The organism is Suilimivivens sp., assembly GCF_037359455.1.
GTDB classification, from domain to species: domain Bacteria; phylum Bacillota; class Clostridia; order Lachnospirales; family Lachnospiraceae; genus Suilimivivens; species Suilimivivens aceti.
Window position 1 is genome coordinate 21,880 of sequence record NZ_JAXXXI010000017.1, and the last position, 24,407, is coordinate 46,286.

Genomic DNA, 24,407 nt, shown 5'->3' on the forward strand with positions numbered 1-24,407 from the left:
AACGCAGAATAGGAGTTCTTTTTATGAGTAATGAATACGGAGCTGATCAGATTCAGATATTGGAAGGACTGGAAGCAGTCAGAAAAAGACCGGGTATGTATATAGGTTCAACATCCGGAAGAGGACTTCATCACCTTGTTTATGAAATTGTGGATAACTCTGTAGATGAGGCACTTGCAGGTTATTGTGATACAATCCAGGTATTCATCAATAAAGATAATTCAATTACTGTTATAGACAACGGAAGAGGTATTCCGGTAGGTATTAATCACAAATCAGGAATTCCTGCTGTAGAGGTTGTATTTACGATTCTTCATGCCGGTGGTAAATTCGGTGGTGGAGGCTACAAGGTTTCCGGTGGACTTCATGGTGTTGGTGCTTCTGTCGTAAATGCGCTTTCTGACTGGCTTGAGGTAGAAATTTATCAGGATGGAAAAATATATAAGCAGAGATATGAAAAGGGACATGTATGTTATCCACTAAAGGTAGATGGAGAGTGTCCGGCAGATAAAACAGGAACCAAGGTAAGCTTTAAACCGGATGCTACTATTTTTCAGGAAACTACTGTTTATGAATTTGATGTTCTGAAGCAGAGACTTCGTGAAATGGCATTTCTTACCAAAGGACTTAAAATAGTACTTACCGATCTTCGTGTGGAAGAGGGAGAAGAGCCTGTTGTAAGAGAATTTCACTATGAGGGTGGAATCAAGGAATTCGTCACTTATTTAAATAAAAGCAAAACTCCTCTTTATCAGGATATTCTGTATTTTGAAGGAACAAAGAATGGTGTTTATGTGGAAGTAGCCATGCAGCATAATGATTCCTATACAGAAAGCTCTTACAGCTTTGTAAATAATATCAATACACCGGAGGGTGGTACCCATCTGGTAGGTTTCAGGAATGCACTGACCAAAACCTTTAATGATTATGCGAGAAATAATAAGCTTCTGAAGGAAAGTGAAACCAATCTTACAGGTGATGATATCAGAGAAGGTCTGACAGCTATTGTAAGCGTTAAGATAGAGGATCCTCAGTTTGAAGGACAGACCAAACAGAAGCTTGGAAATACGGAAGCAAGAAGTGCTGTTGATAATATTGTAAGTGAGCAGCTTACTTATTTCCTTGAGCAGAATCCAACAGTTGCCAAGCTGATCTGTGAAAAATCCATTCTGGCTCAGAGAGCAAGAGATGCAGCCAGAAAGGCAAGAGATCTTACAAGGAGAAAAACAGCGCTGGAGGGTATGAGTCTTCCCGGAAAGCTTGCTGACTGTTCTGATAAGGATCCTGCTAACTGTGAAATTTATATTGTTGAGGGAGATTCTGCGGGAGGCAGTGCCAAAACTGCAAGAAGCCGTGCTACACAGGCAATTCTTCCTCTTCGTGGAAAAATTCTGAATGTTGAGAAGGCAAGACTGGATAAGATTTATGCCAATGCTGAGATCAAAGCCATGATCACTGCTTTTGGTACCGGTATCCATGAGGATTTTGATATCAGCAAGTTAAGATATCATAAGATCATCATCATGACGGATGCCGATGTGGATGGTGCACATATTGCTACTCTTCTGCTGACCTTCATTTATCGTTTTATGCCGGAGCTGATCAAGCAGGGTTATGTTTATATGGCGCAGCCGCCGCTTTATAAGCTTGAGAAAAACAAGAAGGTATGGTATGCCTACAGTGATGATGAACTGAATGCAATCCTTACCGAAGTTGGACGTGATCAGAATAATAAGATACAGCGTTATAAGGGACTTGGAGAAATGGATCCGGAGCAGCTGTGGGAAACAACCATGGATCCGGAGAAGAGAATACTTCTCCGTGTTACCATGAACGAAGAAGCAGAATCTGAAATAGATCTTACCTTTACTACTCTGATGGGTGATAAGGTAGAGCCCAGACGTGAATTTATTGAAGAAAATGCTAAATTTGTAAAGAATCTTGATATTTAATTTTCTGCAGGCAAAGCAAGAAAGAAAGGTTTGAGATGGAAGATAATATTTTTGACAAGATACATGAGGTAGATCTGAAGAAAACAATGGAAACCTCTTATATCGATTATGCGATGAGTGTTATCGCTTCCAGAGCACTTCCTGATGTAAGAGATGGTCTGAAGCCGGTACAGAGAAGAGTCCTTTATTCCATGATTGAATTAAATAACGGACCCGATAAGCCTCACAGAAAGAGTGCACGTATCGTCGGCGATACTATGGGTAAATATCATCCCCATGGCGACAGATCTATCTATGGAGCGCTGGTAAATATGGCACAGCCCTGGTCTCTTCGCCATCCCCTGGTAGACGGACATGGAAATTTTGGTTCTGTGGATGGTGACGGCGCCGCTGCGATGCGATATACAGAAGCAAGATTAAGCAAGATTTCCATGGAGCTTCTTGCAGATATCAATAAGGATACTGTTGATTTCGTACCTAACTTTGATGAAACAGAAAAGGAACCGACTGTTCTTCCAAGCCGTTTTCCTAATCTTCTTGTGAATGGTACGACCGGTATCGCTGTTGGTATGGCTACCAATATTCCACCTCACAACCTAAGAGAAGTCATTGCTGCCGTTGTTAAGATCATTGATAACAGAATAGAGGAAGACAGAGAAACTTCCATCGAAGAAATACTTCCAATCGTAAAGGCTCCTGATTTTCCTACAGGCGGTATCATTCTTGGTACCAGAGGAAGTGAGGAGGCTTATCGTACCGGTAGGGGAAAAATCAGAGTACGTGCAGTGACTGATATTGAAACTATGGCAAATGGTAAGAGCAGGATCATAGTAACAGAGCTTCCTTATCTGGTAAATAAGGCAAATCTGATCCAGAAGATAGCAGAGCTTGTCAAATTAAAGAAAATAGATGGTATTACAGATCTTCGTGATGAATCAGACAGAGAGGGTATGAGGATTGTCATAGAGCTCCGACGTGATGCCAATGCCAATGTGATCATGAACCAGCTGTATAAGCATACACAGATGCAGGATACCTTTGGTGTGATCATGCTGGCTCTTGTGAACAATGAACCAAAGGTCATGAACCTTCTGGATATGCTGATCCATTATATCAGACATCAGGAAGAGGTCGTAACCAGAAGAACCAAATATGATCTGAATAAGGCAGAAGAAAGAGATCATATTTTACAGGGCTTACTGATCGCTCTTGATAATATTGATGAAGTGATTTCCATTATCAGAAGCAGTCAGAATACACAGATCGCAAAGCAGAGATTAATGGATCGATTCGGTCTGACAGATGTGCAGTCCCAGGCAATCGTAGATATGAGACTTCGTACTCTGACAGGTCTGGAAAGAGAGAAGATCGAGAATGAGCATAAAGAGCTGCTTGCCAGAATCGCAGAATTAAAGGCAATTCTTGCAGATGAAAAGCTCCTTCTTGGTGTAATCAAGACAGAGATCAGTGAAATTTCTGCAAAGTATGGAGATGACAGAAGAAGTGTTATCGGTTTTGATGAATATGATATTTCCATGGAGGATCTTATCCCCAGAGATAATACGATCATCGCCATGACAAATCTTGGATATATCAAGCGTATGACTGTGGATAACTTCAAGTCACAGAACCGTGGTGGTAAGGGAATCAAGGGAATGCAGACGATTGATGAGGATTTCATTGCAGATCTTCTTATGACGACTACCCATCACTATATCATGTTCTTTACGAATTTTGGAAGGGTTTACAGACTGAAGGCCTATGAAATACCGGAAGCATCCAGAACCTCAAGAGGAACGGCAATTGTAAACCTTCTGCAGATGAATCCTGGAGAAAAGATAACAGCTATCATTCCGATCAAGGATTTTGAAGAAAATAAGAATCTCTTCATGATCACAAAAAATGGTATTGCGAAGAAGACCAGTGTTATGGAGTATATGAATGTACGTAAGAATGGTCTTGCAGCAATCAGCCTGAGAGATGATGATGAATTGATTGAGGTTAAGATCACTGATAAAAATACAGAGATTTTTCTTGTAACAAAGCATGGTATGTGTATACGCTTTAAGGAAACAGATGTCAGGGCAACAGGCAGGAGCTCTATGGGTGTTATTGGTATGAATCTGGATGACGGTGATGAGATCATTGGCATGCAGCTTGATCATCAGGGAGATTCTCTTCTTATCGTTTCTGAAAATGGTATGGGTAAGCGTACATATCTGGATGAATTCACTGTGCAGAAGCGTGGCGGTAAGGGTGTTAAATGCTATAAGATCACAGAAAAGACAGGATATGTAGTTGGTGTCAAGGCTGTGGATGATGATCATGAGATCATGATGATCACAACAGCAGGAACGATCATCCAGCTCCGTGTAGCAGAAATATCAAAGCTTGGAAGGATCACCTCCGGTGTGAAGCTGATCAATCTGGATGATGGTGTTAAGGTTGCGCAGATCGCTAAGGTAAGAGAAAGGGTTTCCAATGGGGATCAGGAATTTGAAAATCCGGATGATGCCATGGAAGAAATAACAGAAGAAGATGAAGAAGTAACGCTTCCAAAAGAAGAAGATGATGAGTGAGGAGATGAACTATTATGGAAAGTTACTCAATTTTAAAGGATCTTGCTATTATTATCATCGCAGCAAAGCTGTTCGGGATTCTGGCAAGAAAATGCAAAGCGCCTCAGGTGGTAGGCGAGATCATAGCAGGACTTCTGATAGGACCCAGTATTCTTGGACTTGTTGATCAGTCAGATTTTATCCTGCAGATGGCAGAAATCGGTGTTATCCTGCTTATGTTTTCTGCAGGTCTTGAGACAGATCTGAAAGAACTCATGAAAACAGGACCGATCGCAGCACTGATCGCCTGTGCCGGTGTATTTATTCCATTGGTTCTTGGTGCATTGTATTATATGGTCTTTTATGGATTTGCACCCTGGGGATCCAATGAATTTTATGAGGCAGTGTTTATAGGAACTATATTAACAGCTACTTCTGTCAGCATTACCGTACAGTCTCTAAAAGAAATGGGAAAGCTGAAAGGAAGAGTAGGTACTACAATTTTAAGTGCAGCCATCATTGATGATGTTATTGGTATTATTGTACTTACATTTGTCATAGGCTTTAAAAATCCGGATTCAAAGCCTTCTACTGTTGTAATAAATACAATTCTTTTCTTTGTACTTGCTGTAGGAGTTGGTTTTATTTCTTATAAAATATTTAAATGGATAGATAAAAGATATCCGCATACCAGAAGAATCCCAATCGCAGGTCTGGCTTACTGCTTCATTATGTCCTATGTGGCAGAACAGTATTTCGGTATTGCAGATATTACAGGGGCTTATGTGGCAGGTATCATTCTCTGTTCTATCAATGATTCTGAATATATTGAAAGAAAGATCGACATCAATTCCTATATGCTGTTTGGACCTGTTTTCTTTGCAAGTATAGGACTGAAAACAGATCTGAATGATGTAACAGGTGGTATCCTTCTGTTTGCTGTAGGATTTGTAATTGTAGGACTTATAAGTAAGATAATTGGCTGTGGACTGATGGCCAGGATATGCAGATTTAAAGGAAAGGATGCTTTGAAGATCGGTGTGGGAATGATGACCCGTGGAGAAGTAGCACTGATCGTAGCTCAAAAGGGTCTTTCCATGAACCTGATCGATCCGGTTTATTTTACAGCTGTTATCCTGCTGATCATTGTATCTTCAATCTCAACACCAATTGTTCTGAAATTCCTGTATTCCAGGGATAAGGAAGAAAATGGGGTTCAGACAGCTTAAAGGGGCTGGTGAATTAATAAAAAATGAAAACCACAGGAGGGTAACAGAATGATTGGACCAATCATTGCAGCAGTAGTAATCGTTCTCATACTTGTTATCATTGTGACCGGTTACAAAAAAGCACCGCCGGATACCGCTTATATTATTTCCGGTCTTCGAAAAAAGGTTATTATTGGTAAGGCAAGTGTAAAGATTCCTTTTCTTGAAAGAATGGATAAACTGAGTCTGAAGCTGATCGCAATCGATGTCAAAACATCTAATGCCGTACCTACCGCTGATTATATCAATATTCAGGTAGATGCAGCCGTCAACATCAAGATCAGCAGTGAGAAGGATAAGCTGGCACTGGCAGCAGAAAACTTTCTGAATCAGAATACACAGTACATAGCAAGTATTGCCAGAGAGGTTCTGGAAGGTAATATGCGTGAAATAGTAGGACGCATGAGACTGGAAGAAATGGTCAGTGACCGTCAGAAATTCGCAAATCTGGTAAAGGAAAATGCAGAGCCTGACCTGGCTGCTATGGGTCTTGATATTGTCAGCTTTAATGTGCAGAATTTTGCTGATGGAAATGGTGTTATCGATGACCTTGGTATTGATAACATTTCCCAGATCAAGAAAAAAGCAGCTATAGCCAAAGCAGAAGCAGAGAAGGAAATCGCTGTAGCAAAGGCAGAGGCTGACAAGCAGGCAAATGATGCAAGAATCAATGCTGAGCGTGAGATTGCCAAGAAGAATAATGAGCTTGCCCTTCAGAAGGCAGAGCTTCAGAAAATGGAGGATACTAAGAGAGCAGAGGCAGATGCAGCCTACAGTATCCAGGAGCAGGAACAGAGAAAGACGATCGAGGTTGCTACTCAGGAAGCAAGCATTGCAAAGCAGGAAAAGGAAGTTATCCTGAAGCAGAAAGAAGCCGAGGTTAAGGAAAAGGCTCTGGATGCAGAAGTTAAGAAGAAAGCGGAAGCAGAAAAATTCGCCCGTCAGCAGCAGTCAGAAGCAGAGCTGTATGAGAGAATGAAGAATGCAGAAGCTGAGAAGTTTGAACGTGAAAAAGAAGCAGAAGCAATGAAGGCAACTGCAGAAGCACAGAAATTCGCCAAGGAGCAGGAGGCAGCCGGTATCCGTATGGTCGGTGAAGCAGAAGCTGAGGCAATCCGTGCAAAGGGTATTGCGGAAGCAGAAGCCATGGAGAAGAAGGCACTTGCTTACCAGAAGTACAACAATGCGGCTATGGCAGAAATGCTGATCCAGGTTCTTCCTGAGATCGCCGGAAAAATTGCCGAGCCTCTTACCCAGATTGATAAGATCACAATTATCGGCGGTGATGGAGGAAATGGTGTAGGCAATGTAGCAGACAATGTTCCAAGTGTCATGGCAAAGCTTTTTGAAACTATGAAGGAAACAGTAGGTATTGATCTTGCTGATATCGTAAAGGCAGGAACCTACGATGCCAAGGTAAATAAGAACATCAATGTTACCGGACTCTCCGGTGATGATAAAAAGGATGTTGTAGCAGCCGTATCCGGTGCAGTTGTGTCAGAAGCAGCAGAGAATAACGAAAGTATTTAATATAAAAGGATCCGCAGAAAACTGAGTTCTGCGGATTCTTTTAGAATACATATTTTTTCTGAATATGATAGCTGGCAAAAAACAGGATCGTATCAACGATTGCCTTTGTAACTACTTCCGGTATAAATGGCAGAAGCTTTACACCGCCTGTTGCAAGCAGGGCACTCATACCCATCTGTACGACAGCAAGCAGGGCATACTGCCAGGCTGCCTTTCCCATGTTTTCCCTGCTTTTGAAAACAATCTTATAATTGACAGTATAATTATAAGCTGCTGATATGATTCTTGCCATTACGGTAGCTACTGCTACATATGCTGTAAGCTGATCCCTTAGAAAATGGCAGAGTATGGTAAACAGCAAAAGATCTACAATGCTGGATGAAAAGGATGCCAGTGTATATCTTAAAAACCATTTTCCAAGAACTGCATAGATCTTCATAGAATCCTTCAGCGGATTAAAATGAGTCTGATGATCTTCCTTGGAATCATAAATCGTCTCAATTGGAATTTCCTGGATCTTGTACTGACCGGAAGCCAGAAGAAGCATCTGTGTTTCAAATTCAAACCGGTCTGCAGAAATGGTAAGCAGCTCTTTCATAAACTCCCTTGGAATACCACGAAGTCCTGTCTGGGTATCACTGATATGGACACCTGCCACATAGGTAAATACCTTTTCTGTAAGACGGTTGCCAAAACGGCTTTTCCAGGGAATATCTTCTCTGTCAAAGGTACGGACGCCGAGGATAAGATCTCCCTGATTATGCAGCATCATTTCTGCCACATTCATGATTGATTTTTTCGTGTGCTGTCCGTCGGAATCTGCTGTTACGGCTCCGGTTGCTTTTGGCAGATGCTCCAGGATATATTGAAATGCAGTTTTTAATGCCCGTCCTTTGCCCCTGTTTACTTCATGTGTCAGGAGGATAGCTTTTTCAGAAAGCAGATTTTTTGCTGCTTTGAAAATATCTTCATAGGCTGATCCACTTCCGTCATTTACCAGAATGACAGGGCCATAGGGATATTCTGATAATTCCTTAAGTAACCCGATCAGTCGCTGATCGGGTTCATAAGCTGGGATAATAATTGGTATCATTATTTAGCTCTCTTTGTGAAATATGATTTATTTCTGCTCTTTCAGAATATCACATGGGAGTAGTAATCACAAGAAAACTCTTATTTATATGCTCTTTCATATACCGGCAATTTCTTCATCTGTTGTTTCTGCGGGATCACAGGTGAACAGTCTGCCCATAGTCTCTCTGGCATTTTTGGCCAGTGTCATGGCTTCTTCCTCTTTATTCTTACTTGATAACAATCTCTCATAAAAAAATGTATTAATCTGTCTTTCTAACTGACGAGTACTCCATTGAGATTTTACTGCTTCGTCCATATAAAATTGTCTTGCATTGTCATTTTCCACTCGCATTAAAAGTCGATAATGTGTCCAACTCAATTCGCTACGCAGTGCGTAGCCATTTGGAAAAGTCAGATAAAACTGTCTCATATTTTTTAAATTTGCAACCGTAAAACCTCTTCCAAAATCCTGTGTCATCTGCTTCGATAATTCTTTGAGTAAACCTGTTCCGTATTCGGCACGTTCTTCTCCATTTTGTTCTTTCACAATAGACTTTCCAATTTGCCAGTAGGCTTCCACCATAGTAAAATTGGCAGTCTGATAAACTTTGTCTCTCGCATTTGTGAGTATTTTCTTAATCTCACTATAAAACGCTCTATCCATCAGAACGACCTCCTTTTAATATTTTTTGCAACAACATCACAACTTTTACAAGTTGATATGTCAATCTGACATTTCAAATTTCTTCTATAATCAGCTCTTATTGTTACTCGGATTTTATGGCTTTATTTTACCCTGTTTTTCTCATTCTGCCTACTGCTATTTCACATTCACATATAATAATGAGATCGCATTCCACGATCTCATCACCTTCATTTAAACATAAATCAATTCCTTGAGAATAATCTCTTCCGCAATCGCTCTGTGCTGCTTTGCAGCGCTTACCAATGCCATCTGATCTTTTTCCTTATCTGGCAATGGTTCTTTTTCTTCCAGCTGTTTCAGAATCACCTCTATTTAGCTTCTACCGTAAGTCCAAGCCTTGCTGCTACACCGAAATATCCATACATCGTATCTTCATCCTCCAAAACAGTGGAGTAATCTGTTCCCGATGGGAACGTAATCTCGTACTGTGCACTATAATATTCAAAGCTTATGGTCACTGTTACATCGCTTCTTTCCGACATTTTATTTAAAAGATAATCGCTGATGGTATGGAGCTTACCAAAGTCAATTGTGACATTTCCGTTTTCCGGTGCATCCTTGATGAAGCCATACAGGTTTTTCACAGCGGCCATACTTGCAGGAATGGGCTGGGATTCCTTAACCATACCGCAGGACATACATTTATACTCTTCCAAGCCGTCTATACCGGGCTGCGGTTCTACCGTTGTTACCCACTGGAAGCTGCATTCGTGGGATGGTGCGGCAGATGATTCCGTTGAATGAGCAGCTGTGGGCTGCGAAGGAGGAGTAACTGTGGGCTGCGAAGGAGTAAAGGGATAATAAATATTAAAAACAAATTCAACAACTTGAATCGGCCCCTGGGATACTGTCGGAGGGGTATAGTCAACCAATTTTGCATAATCATATTGGCTATCATTGGGAATCGTAATAGAAACATTACTTAGATTTTCACCACAAGTTGTTATACTACTTCCAACACGTTTTGAATTATAAATATAGTCCCACCGAACTATATAGCTATAGCTATCGCCTGCTGGTGGCTGGGAAAAACCGGTAAAAAAAAGTGTATCATCAGAATAATAAGTATTTTGTAATGCGAACATAAAGCCGCCAGGATCTGATAAATCAAAGGAATAAGTCTTCGCTGCCCTTACCTCCAGTTTCATCCCGGCAAATATACCTGTCACCATGATCACTGACAGCATCATAGTCATGATTCTTTTTCCTGTTCCTGTTATTTTACCTTCCATCTCTTTTGTCCTCCTTTTCCGGTAATTCATTCTTTCTTTTCCGCTCCCTTAACCCACGTTCCCTGTCCCGCAATCTGATACAGCATAACGTAACCGCAACTGCCAGAACAAAGGAAACAACACTCACAAGCACATAGCTTCCTGCATCTTTATACAGCAGGACAGAACCGTACATGCCCTGAGCCGCCATCTGTGTATGTCCTGCCACCACATGAAGCGATCCCGCAAGAAAGGCGAATAAAACCATGCACGCCGCAGACAGTCCGTAAATTCCATGTCTCTGCTGCTGACAGTTTCTTTCATAAATTCGTCTTTTTACCAGTTCCACCCGCTTTTGATTATTGTACATAGAATGTGTCACCTCCTTTTCAAAGCCTTATTTATAAGGGTTTCAATCCTGTATTATTTCCTATCTGTTTTCTTCCATTTCCGAAATCCCAGATGTAAGCCAGATCCGATCACCAAAGATCCTGCACAAATACAGATAACCGGGATCCAGCCGCCACTGTGGGAGCTGTCCTCTGACGGCAAATTCGTACTGTCATCCGACTTTGAATCATTGTCTGCTGGGTTATTGTCTGCGGGATTATTCTCCGCTGTTGATTTCTGATCATCCCCGGTATCCTCCGTTCTTTGATCTCCTGTGACTTGATCCGCCGTGACCTGGTCTTCCGTGCCTCGATCTTCCATAGTTTGGTCTTCTGTGCTCTGATTCTCCGTATCCTCTGGTGTGTCCGATGAACCCGGTTCGTAAGCTCCGATAAGAGATTTTCCGTTGTCTTTCCTTACGGTCTTTGCGTTATCGCCTGCTATAAGCTGTGCCGGAACTGCCTTCGGTTTGGAATTTTCACCGGTCTGCTCTACCTGCTTGATCCAGCCTGCATAAACCGTCCTGTTTCCATCAAGCCGGATTTCCGTAATGGGCTGTGTCAGATTCCGATCCGCATACCAGCCTCTGAATTCATAACCTTCACGGGTTGGCCGGTAGCCGGAAAGATTAATTATATGTCCTTTCCATGCGCGAACTGCTTTGATACTGCTTCCACCACAGGTATCAAAGGTCAGGACAGGATAGCTCACCGGAGCTGTGCCACTGCTTTCCTTCGTATCACCTGAATTGTCATGGTTGGTATTATCATGGTTTGCGTCATTATGTTCTGTTTGAGCTGGGGTTACCGGCACTGTATTTTGCTTCCATTTCGCATAAAAGGTCTTATCTCCTGTATCGGTTCTGCTGATTTCCGTAACAGGAGCGCCGGAGAAATCAATGCCCTCATACCAGCCTTCAAAAGTATAGCCTCCGCGGGTGATGTCACCTGCTCCCGGCAGAGCCGCACCCGTGCCACAGGTATAGTCGGTTACATCTTTGCCGTCTGCAATCTTGCCTCCATTTGTTTCCAGCTTCACGATATAAGTATTGGCTGACCACTTCGCATAGAAGGTCTTATCTCCTGTGTCAGTGATGCTGATTTCCGTAACAGGAGAGCCGGAGAAGCCTCTATCCTCATACCAGCCTGCAAAAGTATAGCCTCCGCGGGTGATGTCACCTGCTCCCGGCAGAGTTAATGATGTCCCCCCGGTATAGCTTTTAATCTCCCTACCAGGTGCAATCGTTCCTCCATTTGTTTGCATTGTCACCTGATAAACTTTATTCCAATGAGCCTCAAGATTCAGATTATCTGTAACATTATCACTGAAATCCCACTTAGGATTTGAATTTCCAGACACATACCAGCCTTCAAATTCATAACCGTCCTGCACAGGAGCTCCGGGATCCTGCGCTTTCTGTCCACGAAGAACTTTCTGTTGAGGAATTGATCCGCCTCCTTTTGTATCAAATTCAACCGTAACTTTTGCGCTGTCCTCGATTTGACAACTCCCATCCACGGCGCCGCTAAATATACCGCCTTCTATCTTACAGTTCATCACGAATCCCTTGAAAGTTGTCATTGAAGCAGCAGATTTCTCAGTACGTATCGTCAGCTTATCATTTTGACGTGTATATATTAGCAGTTTTCCTTCCACAATTCCTCCATTTGCATATAATACTGCATTTGGAATAGCGTATGGAAGCACAGGAAATTCAATATTACCTTTAATTGTTCCTCCATACAGATAGAATTCAGCATTATCAAAATACGTGATGATGGAATCTATCGTTCCTCCATAAACCCTGAGTTTTGCACCCAAATTAATTTGAATCCCTCTCTTCGATCCATTAATGATTTCCCCTTCCTGCTGACTTGCATTTTTTATGTTCAGTTCACTTGAATCCAGCAGTGATATTGTATTGTCGTCGCCCATCTCCAGCTTATGACCATTCAAATCCAATGAAACAGTGTAAGAAGTTTCTACTTTCCCAATTACAAGCCTTTTATCCAGCGTTATATCCTCTCCCAGACGGTAATTTCCAGACGGAAGCCTATAAAAAGAATCGCCGCCGGGAGATTGCACTCTATAATTCCCAATAGTATCCTGCTTCAATTCCACATCTCCACGGTTATTGGGAGCCATAACAATTGGCAGTCCATTTGCTCTCAACGTATTTTCAACATTTATGCCGGAGCTTTCTTCGCTGCATACATGAGTACATGCTGTCGGCTGGGCTTCTTCGGATTCCATTGCATCATTTCCGGACACCGTACCGGTTCCGGTGGTCTGCGGATAGCATTCTGATGTGTGCTCATGAACGCAGTTTTTTGTCAGCGTATCACAGGTCTCAGTATATTCCTGCGACTGTCCTTCCTCCTGCTGCTGCGTCTGCCCCTGTATCTGCTCTTGCTTCTGCATCTGCTCTTGCTCCTGCATTTGCCCCTGTTCCTGGGGCTGCTTTTTCTCCTGCGTCTGCTTTTGCTCCTGGGGCTGCTTTTGCTGCCGTTCTTGTTCCTGCTCGTATCCCGCTTCTGTTTTAACCGGCTCTGCTGCCCATACCGGCACTGATAATAATGTTAAGAGCATGCCCATACTCAGCAATATTCCATAAATTCGTTTTACCTTTTTTCTCATTCTGCGCTGTCCTCCCCTTACTGTAATGCATTTTCGCAACAGATCAGCCCTTTCCATTCATAAGTTGCCGCTTTCTATGGTCTAACTAATCAATATCCACACTTTCGGGCAACTTATTTCATGTCGGGCGTCCGCACTATAGAAATGATAGTATACGCCTCCCTTAGTGAGCAGGCTCCCACAGTCCTCTTATACTATCATTTCTACATGGCTGAACTGTTACGCATTTTCTAAGATCCTATATGTTCTATATATACTTAGGTACAAAAAATCCCAAAAACTCTCACCCATATTTATTTTTTATAGAAGGTTTGACAAGATTCTCAATTGCCAAAGAAAATTCCGGTCGCTCTATCCTCAAGGCTGAAGTTACTTCGGCAAATCTTCTCATAATGGGTGAGAACAATTTTTTTAATTAGTGTCTGCTGAACAAATTAGAAACACTTGATTTTACTGACTATTACCCCATTTTCTGGTACAATAATTACAAGGATTTTTATGAAATCAAATTATTTTTCATGCATTTTTCTTACAAATTTTAAGGATAAAGGGGCTAAAACAATGTACAGACCGATTGACAAGTTATAGCATTCATTCCTCAATTTCAACCAGCCTATGGGACTCCATATGAATCAGGATAACCGCTGGATAAAATTGGCTGACCGAATACCTTGGGATGAGTTTGAAGAAAAATATGCCAGACTGTTTCCAAGTGGTACAGGTAATGTTGCCAAGCCTCTCCGTATGGCATTGGGAGCTCTGATCATTCAGACCAGATTTCAGTATTCCGACCGTGAACTCGTCGATCAGATCGCTGAGAATCCGTATCTGCAGTACTTTATTGGGCTTCCGGGCTTTCAGGAAGAAGCTCCGTTTGATGCAAGTACACTGGTTCTTTTCCGCAAACGCATTTCAGCAGAGATGCTGATGGAAGCAAATGAGTATCTTCTCGATCACAAGGATGATGATAAAGATGACCCTGCCCCTCCATCCGGAGAGAAAAACAGTAACGATGATACCGCAAAGGAAGATACGAATAAAGGAACGTTGACTATCGATGCAACCTGCTCGCCTGCAAACATCCGTTATCCGCAGGACGTCTCTCTTTTGAACGAAGCAAGGGAAAAACTGGAAAATATCATTTACCGTTTTTGTAAATGCTATAGTCTTAAGCTGCCAAGAAGATACCGTAAACGTGCCAGAAAAGAGTATCTTGCGTTTGCCAAGAGCAAAAAACATACATCAAAAAAGATCCGCAGCGCACTTCGTAAACAGCTTGCATATGTGAAAAGGGATCTCCGGTATCTGGAACAGTTCATGAGTGAAGGATACGCCATGACAGGTAAGGACATCAACTTATATCTTACCATCACGAGGCTGTATGAGCAGCAACAGTATATGTATGATAACAGAGTCCATTCTGTGGAGCACCGCATACCTGACATTATTGACGAAGTTGTAAAAGCAAAGGTAAAGGTATTTGCATTTTCACGATATGTTCCGACAGGCGGTGAGGTGGATACCAGTATGACACCACAGGAGTACAGAAAGCTTCTGGAAATTTGTGATGCCAAGTTTAAAGCCTATGAGGCAGCAGGATGTGAGACTTATTTTAACAAAAAGGATCACCTCTGGACGTTGTATGAATATGAAACCGGGCAGTTTCAGTTACCGCAGAATGTAAAAGACGGTATGATATATGGAGGCTGTAACTGCGGAAACTGTCATATCACCATAGCTTCAAACGGAGATGTGATGGCCTGCAGGAGAGTAACCGACAGCCGGGTAGCAAATGTGTTTGAAGACAGGCTGGCAGATGTGTGGATCTGTCAGATAGAGAAGTACAGAGAGTACGATAAATTTGAAAAGTGCAGTAAATGTGAATTGAAGGCATGGTGCCGGGGATGTCCGGCTGTAGCAAACGGAACTACAGGGAATTTTTATGGAGCTGATCCGCAGTGCTGGAAAACAAGGAATGAGATCACAGGGGAGGAACTGCCATGCTATATGAGAGGAGAGAATAAAGAATGAATCTGGAAACATGTCTTAAGAAAATGGAACTGGTAGGTGTACTTGCTTTTGCTACGGTCGATCAGGAAGGAGCACCGCAGATCAGGAATATCAGTGCCATTCATTATGAAAAGGATGCGATATATTTTTTTACTGCAAGAGGAAAAAATTTCTGCAGAGAGCTTCAGGAGGATGGCAGGGTACAGATTTTGTGTTATACCAGATACAAGGAAATGATCCGTATGTCCGGAAAGGCTTATGCAGTGGCAGAGGAAGAGCAGGAGAAATGGAGAGATCTTATCTTTGAAGAGCAGCCGTATCTTGCCAATGTTTACCAAGGTGATACGAGAGATATTGGAATTATATTCTGTATTGATCAGGCAGAAGTGGAGTACTTTAATTTGGGAGTGAATCCCATATTCAGGGAGACATATAGCCTTGGAAGTGTTACCCTGAAAAAGAAGGGATATCATATCACAGAGAAATGTATCGGATGTGGTAAATGCAAAAGAGTCTGTCCACAGAGGTGCATTGATGAAGGAAACCCATATGTGATAAACCAGAATCATTGTCTGCACTGTGGAAACTGTTATGAGAACTGTCCTGTGAAGGCGATAGAGAGGAATTGAGTCTCAATATGAAACAGGATGAACGAAGAAAATGGCTGATCAGGAAGCTGCTTGATGAAAATATGCATTACAGAGAATATGAAGTACCTGATGATACACAGGAGCAGAAGAAGATGCTTCGTTCTCTGATGAATGTGCGTATGCCAAAGGATATTGATGAGGAATTTCTGGCTGTCCAGGATGCGTATTTGCAGCAGGTACAGGAAGAAAAAGGAGTTGTGACACTGGAAGATATGGAAGAGCTGCAGCCGGGTCTATATATCTGGAAGGGTGATATTACAAGACTTCAGGTGGGAGCGATCGTCAATGCTGCAAATAGTGGAATGACCGGGTGTTATCAGCCATGTCACAGCTGTATTGATAACTGCATTCATACTTATGCCGGGATCCAGCTTCGAAATTACTGTGATAATATGATGCGGCAGCAGGGATACGAAGAACCCACAGGGCAGGCGAAGATCACACCGGCTTTTAATCTTCCCTGTGATTATGTGATCCATACGGTAGGACCTATTGTGCAGGGATGGCTTACCGGAAAGCATGAGAGGCTGCTTTCGTCCTGTTATGAGTCCTGTCTGCGTACAGCAGAGGAGCATGGAGTAAAAAGTATTGCATTCTGCTGCATTTCAACAGGTGTGTTTATGTTTCCAAATGAAAAAGCAGCACAGATTGCCGTGCAGACAGTCAGAGAGTTCAAAGAAAAAACAAATTCAGGGATTCAGGTGATATTCAATGTTTTTAAAGAAGAAGATGAAAGAATCTACCGGAGATTACTCGGATAAGATAACAGAATTAAAAGAAAAGATCAGTGAGGCAGATGCTGTTGTGATCGGTGCCGGATCAGGACTTTCCACATCAGCGGGCTTTGTATACAGTGGAGAAAGATTCAAACAGTATTTTTCTGATTTTGAGGAAAAATATGATTTCCACGATATGTATTCCGGAGGCTTTTATTCTTATGACATGTTGGAGGAATACTGGGCGTACTGGAGCCGCTATATTTATATCAACCGGTACATGGATGCGCCAAAGCCGGTGTATGACAGAGTCCTGGAGCTGGTAAAGGATAAGGATTATTTTGTGATCACGACGAATGTGGATCACTGCTTCCAGAAGGCCATGTTTGATAAAAAGAGATTATTTTATACGCAGGGTGATTATGGGCTGTTCCAGTGCAGTAATCCATGCTGCCAGGAAACGTATGATAATGAAGAGGCAGTGCGAAAAATGGTACTGGAACAGGGATGTGAAATTGCAGCCGATGGGAGCTTGATCGTATCACAGAAAAAAAAGCTACTTAGCACGATACCGTCTGAGCTCATTCCTGTCTGTTCACACTGCGGAAGACCTCTTACTATGAATCTTCGTTCGGATGCTACCTTTGTAGAGGATGAAGGCTGGCACAGGGCAGCTGAAAGGTATGAGAATTTTCTGCGGACGAGAAACAATATGAAGATACTGTTTCTGGAGCTTGGGGTTGGATATAACACCCCCGGTATTATCAAGTATCCCTTCTGGCAGATGACAGCCAGAAATCCGAAGTCCACGTATGCCTGTCTGAATTATGACGAGGCATTTGCACCAGATGAGATCAGAAAGCAGTCTGTCTGTATCAGTGGGGATATTGGGGAGACTTTATATCAGCTTTAAAGGGAATCCGTTATCCTGTAGAAGACGGATGATTTGTGTGCTGGTATACAAATCTTAAAATGTGCTGATGACCAAGGAAACGACGGTCTTTATGACCCCGGCCAGCACCATCACCAGGATCGGATTCATCTTAAGCTTCTGAAGCAGGATAATGCAGACAGCAAAAATCACTACAAGTAACCAGTTTGTGTTTGCAAAGGCGATCACTGCCTTACTGCCCCAAAATGCAGTGATGAGGATCGAAATCCCGGCGGAGGCGATCAAAGCAACGACCGCAGGCCTCAGGGAGTTCAGGATTCCCTGTAAAAGTGTCAGGTTTCTGTATTTTAAATACAGTCTGGCAATGCAGGTGACGATGATGCAGGACGGCAGGATGCATCCAAAGGTAGCCGCAAGAGCGCCGCCGATGCCCGCAATCTTTATTCCGACAAAGGTTGCAGAATTGATGGCAATGGGTCCCGGTGTCATCTGGGAGATCGTGATCAGATCTGTAAATTCTTCCATCGAGAGCCAGTGATGGGTGGTCACGACCTGTCCCTGGATCAGCGGCATTGCCGCGTATCCACCGCCGAAGCTGAACATGCCTATCTGCAGAAAACTTAAGAAAAGCTGGAGATAGATCATTTTTTCATTCTCCTTTCTACCACGAATGTCCGTAGTGCGCCGATCAGACCACAGGCAATTACAATAATGATGACATTGATATGAAAAATGCAGGAGGCAAGGAACGCAGCAGCCATGATGCACGTGGAAACAGCATTCTTTTTGTGGATGATTTCTGCCCCCATTTCATATGTTACAGAGGCAATCACAGCTCCGACACCGGCCTGCATGCCGGAAAGCATCTGACTGATGATAAAGTTGTCACGGAACGCGTTGTAGCAGATCGAGATCAGGGAGATAATGAGAAATGGAGGGATGATTGTGCCGATGATCGCTGTGGCCACACCTGTCATCCCGGCTAATTTGTAACCGACTACAATTGCCCCGTTGACAGCGATGGGTCCTGGAGCTGACTGTGCAATCGCAACGAGATCCAGCATCTCATTCTCCTCAATCCAGTGGTATTCATCTACAAATTTTTTCTTCATTAAAGTCACGATCACATATCCGCCTCCGAATGTAAAAGTGCTGAGATACAGGGTCGAGATGAAAAGCTTTATAAGAATTTTCTTTTTATTTTCCATAATCATTTCTTTTAGCCAGATATGTGGCGGAATTTTCATAGATCGTCCGCAGGGAATCTGAGGCTGGCAGTGCCCACCAATTCCACAGGAAGTCACAAGCTCCTTTGTAAGATTAACATACAAAAATTAGGATTTTCAACAACTTTTGCCACTTTTTAGATAAAGTTGTATGTTTCTTGACAAATCAGATGAAAGCTGTAATTAATATTGATATCGTATTCTGCTTTATATCAGTAAGATGGAGGATGAGAGAGATATGAATGATAAATGGCTGGAATTTGCGATCCGGATCCAGAGCATTGCGCAGGCAGGGCTTCAGTATGGGAAGGATAAATATGATAAGGAGCGTTATGAGGAGCTGCGTGAGATCGCAGCAGAAATGATGTCTGAAAAGACAGATATTCCGGTTGATAAGATAAGGGATCTGTTCTGCAATGAAACAGGGTATCAGACACCCAAGGTAGATACACGGGCAGCTGTGTTTTCAGATGGGAAGATCCTGCTTGTACATGAAAATAATGGAACCTGGGCACTGCCGGGCGGATGGTGTGATGTGGATCAGTCAGTAGCTTCCAATACAGAAAAGGAAGTACGGGAGGAAACAGGCTTTACGGTGCATGCGGACAGGCTGATCGCGGTACAGGACTGGAGAAAGCATAATGTTCAGAATTATGCGTTTGGTGTTATGAAGGTCTTTATCCTGTGCAGGTATGAGAGCGGCGAATTTATGAAAAACATAGAAACGATAGAGATCGGGTTCTTTGATAGGGAAAGTATTCCTGAGGTGCTTGCTGTTGAGAAAACCACGAAGGATCAGATACTGATGTGCTTTGATGCTTATGAGGATCCGGACTGGAGGACTATGTTTGATTAGAGGCAGCAGGATCAGTCAGAGTGGATAGAAGAAAAGGAGAAGGTTATGAATATTACGGTATATCTTGGAGCAAATGAGGGAAATGATCCACTTTTAAAAGAAGCAGTGCGTGAGCTTGGAACGTGGATAGGATCCAGTGGAAATACACTTATTTATGGCGGATCAAAAAACGGGCTTATGGGGGAAGTTGCAGAAAGCGTGCTGGATGCCGGTGGCAGGGCGATCGGCGTGGAACCGCAGATATTTATAGACCAGGGCTTTGAGTATGACAGGCTGACAGAGCTTATCGTGACAAAGGATATGACCGAACGGAAGACGAAGATGATCGAGCTTGGGGATGCTTTTATCGCTTTTCCGGGCGGAACAGGAACACTTGAGGAAATTGCTGAGGTAATGTCCAAGGTGTCATTGAAATGGCTGTCTGCACCATGTATTCTTTATAATCTGAATGGTTATTATGATAGCCTGAAGGAGCTGCTTCTGCATATGCAGGAAAAAGGACTGTCATCCAAGGAGCGTCAGGAAGGGATTTATTTCGCAAAAAATCTGGAGGAGATTAAGGGAATCATACAACATGAAAATAAAAGATAAATATAAGGGGATTTTTTATATCATTCTGGCGGCCTTCGGATTCGCTTTTATGAATCTGTTTGTGAAGCTGGCGGGTGATCTGCCGGCGATTGAAAAGAGCTTTTTCCGTAATCTGGTAGCCGTTTTCTTTGCATTTACCGTTATGAAAAAGGAAAAGATCCCATTCACCATTCCGAAGGGAACCGGGAAATATATTTTTTTCCGGTCTTTGTTTGGGACAATTGGGATCTTTGCAAACTTCTATGCCATTGGAAAGCTGTATATTGCGGATGCATCCATGCTTAATAAGCTGTCACCTTTTTTTGCCATCATTTTTTCTTATTTTCTGTTAAAGGAAAAAATCAAATTATATCAGTTTGCCTGCGTATTGACAGCATTTGTGGGTGCACTATTCATTTTAAGACCCGGGTTTGACAGCGTTGCTACATTCCCGGCATTTATCGGATTGTTAGGTGGGATGGGAGCAGGCCTGGCGTATACTAACGTGCGTATGGCAACAAAGCTTGGTGCCCGGGGACCGCTTATAGTATTCTGCTTTTCTGTATTTTCCTGTGTATGTGCGATCCCGTTTATTATTTTTGATCATCAGCCACTTACATGGTGGCAGCTTGTATCACTTTTAATGGCAGGTCTTTCCGCAACACTGGGACAGTTTTCCATTACGGCGGCATACACCTATGCACCTGCCAGTGAACTGTCTGTATATGATTATACGCAGATCGTATTTGCTGCCCTGCTTGGCATGATCTTTCTGGGAGAAGTGCCGGATGTCATCAGTATCCTCGGATATCTGATCATCTGTGGTGCGGGAATTGCCATGTTCCTGATCCGGCGGAAAAAAGAAAAAGATCAGACCGGTTGAAAATGTAAAAGTAGGACAGAAATGGGAGGAAAGTTATGACCCTACAGCAGTTAAAATACGTGATAACAGTAGCGGAAACAGGAACAATTACAGAAGCGGCGAATAAGTTATATATTTCCCAGCCCAGCCTTACCAATGCCATTCATGAGCTGGAAAAGGAAATGAATATCGTCATCTTTAACAGGACCAATAAGGGAATCAGCCTTTCCAGGGAAGGTAATGACTTCCTTGGCTATGCAAGACAGGTGCTGGAGCAGGCAGCCATTCTGGAAGACAAGTATAAAAGAAATCATGGTGGGAAAAAGCAGTTCTGTGTATCCACCCAGCATTATTCCTTTGCCGTTAATGCTTTTGTTGACCTGGTCAAGGAATATGGACAGGATGAATATGATTTTAGTCTGAGAGAGACACAGACTTATGAGATCATTGAGGATGTGGTCAGAATGAAAAGTGAACTGGGAATCCTGTTTATGAATGATTTTAATGAGAAGGTGATAGGAAAGCTTCTGAAATCTCATGATCTGGAATTTCATCTGCTGTTTACAGCAAAGCCGCATGTATTTATCAGCAGAGAACATCCGCTTGCAAGGCAAAGTGTGATCACCAATAAGGAGCTGGAGCAGTATCCCTATTTATCCTTTGAGCAGGGAGAGCATAATTCTTTTTATTTTTCGGAAGAAATTTTTTCGGAATCAGAGCGGAAGAAAAATATCAGAGTGCGGGATCGGGCAACACTTTTCAATCTTCTGATCGGACTTAACGGTTATACGGTGTGCAGCGGTGTGATTGATGAAAAGCTGAATGGAAAGGATATTATAGCAGTTCCGCTGGCAGATGAGGATAATATGCATATTGGTTATATTACCCACAGAAAGGGGATCCTCAGCAGGCTGGGAGATTCCTATCTGAAAGCACTGCAGGCATACATAACAGAAAAATAAAATGTCCGGTATATTTTTAAAAAGCAGAGTTGCTATAGCTTAAAACTATGGACAACCTTTATTTTTATGTATTTTTCAGACGGGAAAGCTCCATTTATAATGAAGAAAAATATTTACTGATGGAGAAAAAAAGATGAAAAATTTGCAGACACCCTTTCGATATGATTTTGTAGGAAGCTTTTTAAGACCGGAGGAATTAAAGAAAGCAAGGACTGAGTTCGAGGCAGGAAAGATTACGGCTGAAGAATTGAGAGCAGTTGAGGATACCTGTATTCTGAAGCTTGTGGAAAAGCAGAAGGCAGCAGGATACCATGTGATCACAGATGGAGAATTCCGCAGAGCTACATGGCACCTTGATTTTATGTGGGGATTTCAGGGAGTCGGACATTCCAAAACAGAAACAGGACTGCCATTCCACGGGGAAGCAGCTATGATAGATGATACTTACCTGACAGGAAAAGTTTCTGTGGACAGACATCCTTTTGTAGAGCATTTTAAATTCATCAAGGCGCTGGAAGATGAAAATACTGTGGCAAAACAGACGATTCCTGCACCGGCACAGTTTCTGGAACAGATGATCATGCCATTTGCCCTTGATAATACAAAAAAATACTATGAAAATACAGATGAACTGGTTACTGATATTGCCAGAGAATATCAGAAGGTCATTGCGGATCTATATGAAGCAGGTTGCCGCAACATTCAGCTTGATGACTGTTCCTTTGGAATGTTGGTGGATCCGAGAGCATGTGCGCTGTTTGGAACTGATGAAGCAGGACTTGAGAAGATAAAGGAGCAGCTACTGGAGATCAATAATCTTGCCATAGAAGGAAAACCGGATGATCTGGTGATCAATACCCATGTGTGCCGTGGCAATTTTCATTCTACTTATGCGAGCAGCGGTGCTTATGACAGCGTAGCAAAAACCTTATTTGCCAGGGAAAATGTATCTGCTTACTATCTGGAATTTGATGACGAGCGTTCCGGTGGATTTGAATCATTGGCAGAGGTTTCAGGTGAGAAAAAGGTTGTTCTTGGGCTTATCACCACCAAATCTCCGGTATTGGAAGAGAAAGAAAAGGTGATCGCAAGGATCTACGAAGCAGCAAAATATGTACCGCTTGACAGACTGTACTTAAGTCCGCAGTGTGGTTTTGCTTCCTGTGAGATTGGGAATAAGCTTACGGAGGAAGAACAGTGGGCAAAGTTAAAGCTTGTCAGGGAAATTGCTGAAGAAGTCTGGGGAAAATAAAATGACAGATATTGAGAGAGTCAGGATGGATTTTCGTTCTGGCTCTTTTTCTTGTTTTCAACGGATTTCAGGGGCTTGTGGGGTATACGGGATTGAAATATAATAAAAGAAAACGAGAGAAGAGGATATATAGTAATGAATATCCATGAATTTGGAAAAGAAAATAAGGAAACCATTCTGCTGATTCATCCATCAGTTGTAAAATGGGATTATTTTGAGAATGTGATTCCTCTGCTGCAGAAGAATTATCACCTGCTTGTTCCGGCGCTTCCCGGCTATGATTTTGAGAATAACAGTGATTTTACCAGCGTGGAGCAGATTGCTGCAGAATTAAATGTCTGGCTGAAGGAAGAGGGTTATACAGAATTATATGCGGTATATGGCTGCTCCATGGGAGGTTCCATTGCACTGATGACAGCGCTTGGACAAAAGATCAGAATAAAGCATTGCGTTATGGATGGCGGCATCACACCGTATCAGCTGCCATGGATTGTGACACGGTTTATTGCCCTTAAGGATTATCTCATGATGATGATCGGAAGAACAGGTGGTGTGGGCCTGTTGGAAAAGGCATTTGCAACAGATGACTATTCTAAAGAGGATCTGCAGTATGTAGCAGATGTTCTGAGACATTGCAGCAGAAAGACATTATGGCGGACTTTTGATTCGTGCAATAACTATAAAGTTCCTGATCCTGTTCCGGAAATAAATACACAGATCCATTACTGGTATGCAAAGAACGAGGAAAAAGAGAGAAAACTGGACATAGATTATATGAAGCGTAAATTCCCTCAGACTGCGTTTACAGTATTACCGGAATTAGGACATGCGGGACTGGTTTTATTAAAACCGGAACTGTTTGAGGAAATGGTCAGCAGTCTGTAACGGATGCCCGATTTCTGATTTTGCTGTGGGTACTATGCCTGCTTGTAGCGATTGTTTCAACTATGGGGGCGCTTTATCTGAAAATGAATCTCTCGCAAAAGAGCTCGCTCAATCGGAGGTTGTAGTAAAGGGGGTTTACAATGGGGTTTTGGATTTTTATGTTGATTATGGATTTGCTTCTTCCATTTACGATGATTGGT

The 24,407-nt window shown here is 42.5% G+C and carries 21 protein-coding genes and 1 pseudogene; 14 read left to right on the forward strand and 8 right to left on the reverse strand.

All coding sequences use genetic code 11. The features are described 5' to 3' along the window. The first annotated feature begins 23 nt into the window (after window positions 1-23). From gyrB to WJQ40_RS02360, 4 genes are read left to right on the forward strand one after another with little or no spacing between them, the layout of a single operon-like run. Window positions 24-1,952, forward strand: a complete 1,929-nt coding sequence (gene gyrB, locus WJQ40_RS02345; protein ID WP_337537760.1) for a DNA topoisomerase (ATP-hydrolyzing) subunit B — start codon at window positions 24-26, stop codon at window positions 1,950-1,952. 35 nt (window positions 1,953-1,987) lie between these two features. Next, the gene (gene gyrA, locus WJQ40_RS02350) at window positions 1,988-4,531 is read left to right on the forward strand and encodes a DNA gyrase subunit A (RefSeq protein WP_337537761.1); all 2,544 of its coding nucleotides are present in this window, start codon (window positions 1,988-1,990) and stop codon (window positions 4,529-4,531) included. 14 nt (window positions 4,532-4,545) lie between these two features. Beyond that, a complete protein-coding gene (locus tag WJQ40_RS02355) occupies window positions 4,546-5,739 on the forward strand; it encodes a cation:proton antiporter (RefSeq protein ID WP_262574380.1) in 1,194 nt (397 codons plus the stop codon). A gap of 48 nt (window positions 5,740-5,787) precedes the next feature. Next, window positions 5,788-7,308, forward strand: coding sequence for an SPFH domain-containing protein (locus WJQ40_RS02360; RefSeq protein WP_337537762.1), 1,521 nt, complete (start codon window positions 5,788-5,790; stop codon window positions 7,306-7,308). A gap of 40 nt (window positions 7,309-7,348) precedes the next feature. Here the strand turns inward: WJQ40_RS02360 and WJQ40_RS02365 are convergent, their stop codons facing one another. From WJQ40_RS02365 to WJQ40_RS02390, 6 genes and pseudogenes are all read right to left on the reverse strand, one after another. After that, a complete protein-coding gene (locus WJQ40_RS02365) occupies window positions 7,349-8,401 on the reverse strand; it encodes a bifunctional glycosyltransferase family 2/GtrA family protein (RefSeq protein WP_337537763.1) in 1,053 nt (350 codons plus the stop codon). A gap of 96 nt (window positions 8,402-8,497) precedes the next feature. Continuing rightward, window positions 8,498-9,046: a DUF1016 N-terminal domain-containing protein gene (locus WJQ40_RS02370; protein ID WP_337537764.1), complete on the reverse strand. Its 549-nt coding sequence runs from the start codon at window positions 9,044-9,046 to the stop codon at window positions 8,498-8,500. A 213-nt stretch (window positions 9,047-9,259) separates the two neighbouring features. Further along, a pseudogene (locus WJQ40_RS02375) lies at window positions 9,260-9,397 on the reverse strand (TnpV protein); the annotation flags it as partial. After that, entirely contained in the window at window positions 9,397-10,320 is a 924-nt protein-coding gene (locus tag WJQ40_RS02380; RefSeq protein ID WP_337537765.1) for a hypothetical protein, read from the reverse strand. The gene WJQ40_RS02380 and the pseudogene WJQ40_RS02375, both read right to left, overlap by 1 nt. Then, entirely contained in the window at window positions 10,310-10,669 is a 360-nt protein-coding gene (locus WJQ40_RS02385) for a glycosyltransferase (protein ID WP_337537766.1), read from the reverse strand. The genes WJQ40_RS02380 and WJQ40_RS02385 overlap by 11 nt, the downstream gene beginning before the upstream one ends. Before the next feature lie 53 nt (window positions 10,670-10,722). Further along, on the reverse strand, window positions 10,723-13,326 hold the full coding sequence (locus WJQ40_RS02390) for an InlB B-repeat-containing protein (protein ID WP_337537767.1): 2,604 nt from the start codon (window positions 13,324-13,326) through the stop codon (window positions 10,723-10,725). Between the two features lie 654 nt (window positions 13,327-13,980). Between WJQ40_RS02390 and WJQ40_RS02395 the strand changes: the two genes are divergently transcribed. Genes WJQ40_RS02395 through WJQ40_RS02410 form a run of 4 tightly spaced genes read left to right on the forward strand, consistent with a single transcriptional unit; the run spans window position 13,981 to window position 17,615 of the window. Then, entirely contained in the window at window positions 13,981-15,357 is a 1,377-nt protein-coding gene (locus WJQ40_RS02395) for a transposase (protein ID WP_337537768.1), read from the forward strand. Continuing rightward, window positions 15,354-15,965 (forward strand): 4Fe-4S binding protein, encoded by a 612-nt coding sequence (locus tag WJQ40_RS02400; protein ID WP_337537769.1) that lies wholly within the window; start codon window positions 15,354-15,356, stop codon window positions 15,963-15,965. Before WJQ40_RS02395 ends, WJQ40_RS02400 begins: the two co-directional genes overlap by 4 nt. 8 nt (window positions 15,966-15,973) lie before the next feature. Beyond that, window positions 15,974-16,747, forward strand: coding sequence for a protein-ADP-ribose hydrolase (locus tag WJQ40_RS02405; RefSeq protein WP_337537770.1), 774 nt, complete (start codon window positions 15,974-15,976; stop codon window positions 16,745-16,747). After that, on the forward strand, window positions 16,698-17,615 hold the full coding sequence (locus WJQ40_RS02410) for a Sir2 silent information regulator family NAD-dependent deacetylase (protein WP_337537771.1): 918 nt from the start codon (window positions 16,698-16,700) through the stop codon (window positions 17,613-17,615). The genes WJQ40_RS02405 and WJQ40_RS02410 overlap by 50 nt, the downstream gene beginning before the upstream one ends. A gap of 54 nt (window positions 17,616-17,669) precedes the next feature. On the opposite strand, the gene WJQ40_RS02415 is transcribed toward WJQ40_RS02410, so the two are convergent. Next, window positions 17,670-18,239: a chromate transporter gene (locus tag WJQ40_RS02415; protein ID WP_337537772.1), complete on the reverse strand. Its 570-nt coding sequence runs from the start codon at window positions 18,237-18,239 to the stop codon at window positions 17,670-17,672. Continuing rightward, entirely contained in the window at window positions 18,236-18,802 is a 567-nt protein-coding gene (locus tag WJQ40_RS02420) for a chromate transporter (RefSeq protein WP_337537773.1), read from the reverse strand. The genes WJQ40_RS02415 and WJQ40_RS02420 overlap by 4 nt, the downstream gene beginning before the upstream one ends. Window positions 18,803-19,058: 256 nt before the next feature. On the opposite strand from WJQ40_RS02420, the gene WJQ40_RS02425 reads away from it, so the two are divergent. The 6 genes from WJQ40_RS02425 to WJQ40_RS02450 all read left to right on the forward strand — a co-directional run bounded on the left by WJQ40_RS02425 (window position 19,059) and on the right by WJQ40_RS02450 (window position 24,207). Then, a complete protein-coding gene (locus WJQ40_RS02425; protein ID WP_337405342.1) occupies window positions 19,059-19,676 on the forward strand; it encodes an NUDIX hydrolase in 618 nt (205 codons plus the stop codon). Window positions 19,677-19,721: 45 nt separating this feature from the next. Further along, the gene (locus WJQ40_RS02430) at window positions 19,722-20,267 is read left to right on the forward strand and encodes a TIGR00730 family Rossman fold protein (protein WP_118798475.1); all 546 of its coding nucleotides are present in this window, start codon (window positions 19,722-19,724) and stop codon (window positions 20,265-20,267) included. Further along, on the forward strand, window positions 20,251-21,129 hold the full coding sequence (locus WJQ40_RS02435; protein WP_337405345.1) for a DMT family transporter: 879 nt from the start codon (window positions 20,251-20,253) through the stop codon (window positions 21,127-21,129). Before WJQ40_RS02430 ends, WJQ40_RS02435 begins: the two co-directional genes overlap by 17 nt. A 35-nt stretch (window positions 21,130-21,164) precedes the next feature. Then, complete coding sequence (locus WJQ40_RS02440; protein ID WP_337405346.1) at window positions 21,165-22,070, forward strand: LysR family transcriptional regulator; 906 nt, start codon at window positions 21,165-21,167, stop codon at window positions 22,068-22,070. Window positions 22,071-22,203: 133 nt separating this feature from the next. Continuing rightward, entirely contained in the window at window positions 22,204-23,322 is a 1,119-nt protein-coding gene (locus WJQ40_RS02445; protein WP_337405348.1) for a 5-methyltetrahydropteroyltriglutamate--homocysteine S-methyltransferase, read from the forward strand. A gap of 135 nt (window positions 23,323-23,457) precedes the next feature. Further along, window positions 23,458-24,207, forward strand: coding sequence for an alpha/beta hydrolase (locus WJQ40_RS02450; RefSeq protein WP_262574394.1), 750 nt, complete (start codon window positions 23,458-23,460; stop codon window positions 24,205-24,207). Window positions 24,208-24,407 lie beyond the last annotated feature (200 nt).

Coding starts and splice junctions, on each gene's coding strand:
- WJQ40_RS02430 (WP_118798475.1), top strand. CDS start 19,722: ATGAATATTACGGTATATCTTGGAGCAAATGAGGGAAATGATCCACTT.
- WJQ40_RS02365 (WP_337537763.1), bottom strand. CDS start 8,401: ATGATACCAATTATTATCCCAGCTTATGAACCCGATCAGCGACTGATC.
- WJQ40_RS02445 (WP_337405348.1), top strand. CDS start 22,204: ATGAAAAATTTGCAGACACCCTTTCGATATGATTTTGTAGGAAGCTTT.
- gyrA (WP_337537761.1), top strand. CDS start 1,988: ATGGAAGATAATATTTTTGACAAGATACATGAGGTAGATCTGAAGAAA.
- WJQ40_RS02450 (WP_262574394.1), top strand. CDS start 23,458: ATGAATATCCATGAATTTGGAAAAGAAAATAAGGAAACCATTCTGCTG.
- WJQ40_RS02360 (WP_337537762.1), top strand. CDS start 5,788: ATGATTGGACCAATCATTGCAGCAGTAGTAATCGTTCTCATACTTGTT.
- WJQ40_RS02440 (WP_337405346.1), top strand. CDS start 21,165: ATGACCCTACAGCAGTTAAAATACGTGATAACAGTAGCGGAAACAGGA.
- WJQ40_RS02390 (WP_337537767.1), bottom strand. CDS start 13,326: ATGAGAAAAAAGGTAAAACGAATTTATGGAATATTGCTGAGTATGGGC.
- WJQ40_RS02370 (WP_337537764.1), bottom strand. CDS start 9,046: ATGGATAGAGCGTTTTATAGTGAGATTAAGAAAATACTCACAAATGCG.
- WJQ40_RS02405 (WP_337537770.1), top strand. CDS start 15,974: ATGAAACAGGATGAACGAAGAAAATGGCTGATCAGGAAGCTGCTTGAT.
- WJQ40_RS02410 (WP_337537771.1), top strand. CDS start 16,698: ATGTTTTTAAAGAAGAAGATGAAAGAATCTACCGGAGATTACTCGGAT.
- gyrB (WP_337537760.1), top strand. CDS start 24: ATGAGTAATGAATACGGAGCTGATCAGATTCAGATATTGGAAGGACTG.
- WJQ40_RS02425 (WP_337405342.1), top strand. CDS start 19,059: ATGAATGATAAATGGCTGGAATTTGCGATCCGGATCCAGAGCATTGCG.
- WJQ40_RS02400 (WP_337537769.1), top strand. CDS start 15,354: ATGAATCTGGAAACATGTCTTAAGAAAATGGAACTGGTAGGTGTACTT.
- WJQ40_RS02380 (WP_337537765.1), bottom strand. CDS start 10,320: ATGGAAGGTAAAATAACAGGAACAGGAAAAAGAATCATGACTATGATG.
- WJQ40_RS02435 (WP_337405345.1), top strand. CDS start 20,251: ATGAAAATAAAAGATAAATATAAGGGGATTTTTTATATCATTCTGGCG.
- WJQ40_RS02420 (WP_337537773.1), bottom strand. CDS start 18,802: ATGGAAAATAAAAAGAAAATTCTTATAAAGCTTTTCATCTCGACCCTG.
- WJQ40_RS02355 (WP_262574380.1), top strand. CDS start 4,546: ATGGAAAGTTACTCAATTTTAAAGGATCTTGCTATTATTATCATCGCA.
- WJQ40_RS02415 (WP_337537772.1), bottom strand. CDS start 18,239: ATGATCTATCTCCAGCTTTTCTTAAGTTTTCTGCAGATAGGCATGTTC.
- WJQ40_RS02385 (WP_337537766.1), bottom strand. CDS start 10,669: ATGTACAATAATCAAAAGCGGGTGGAACTGGTAAAAAGACGAATTTAT.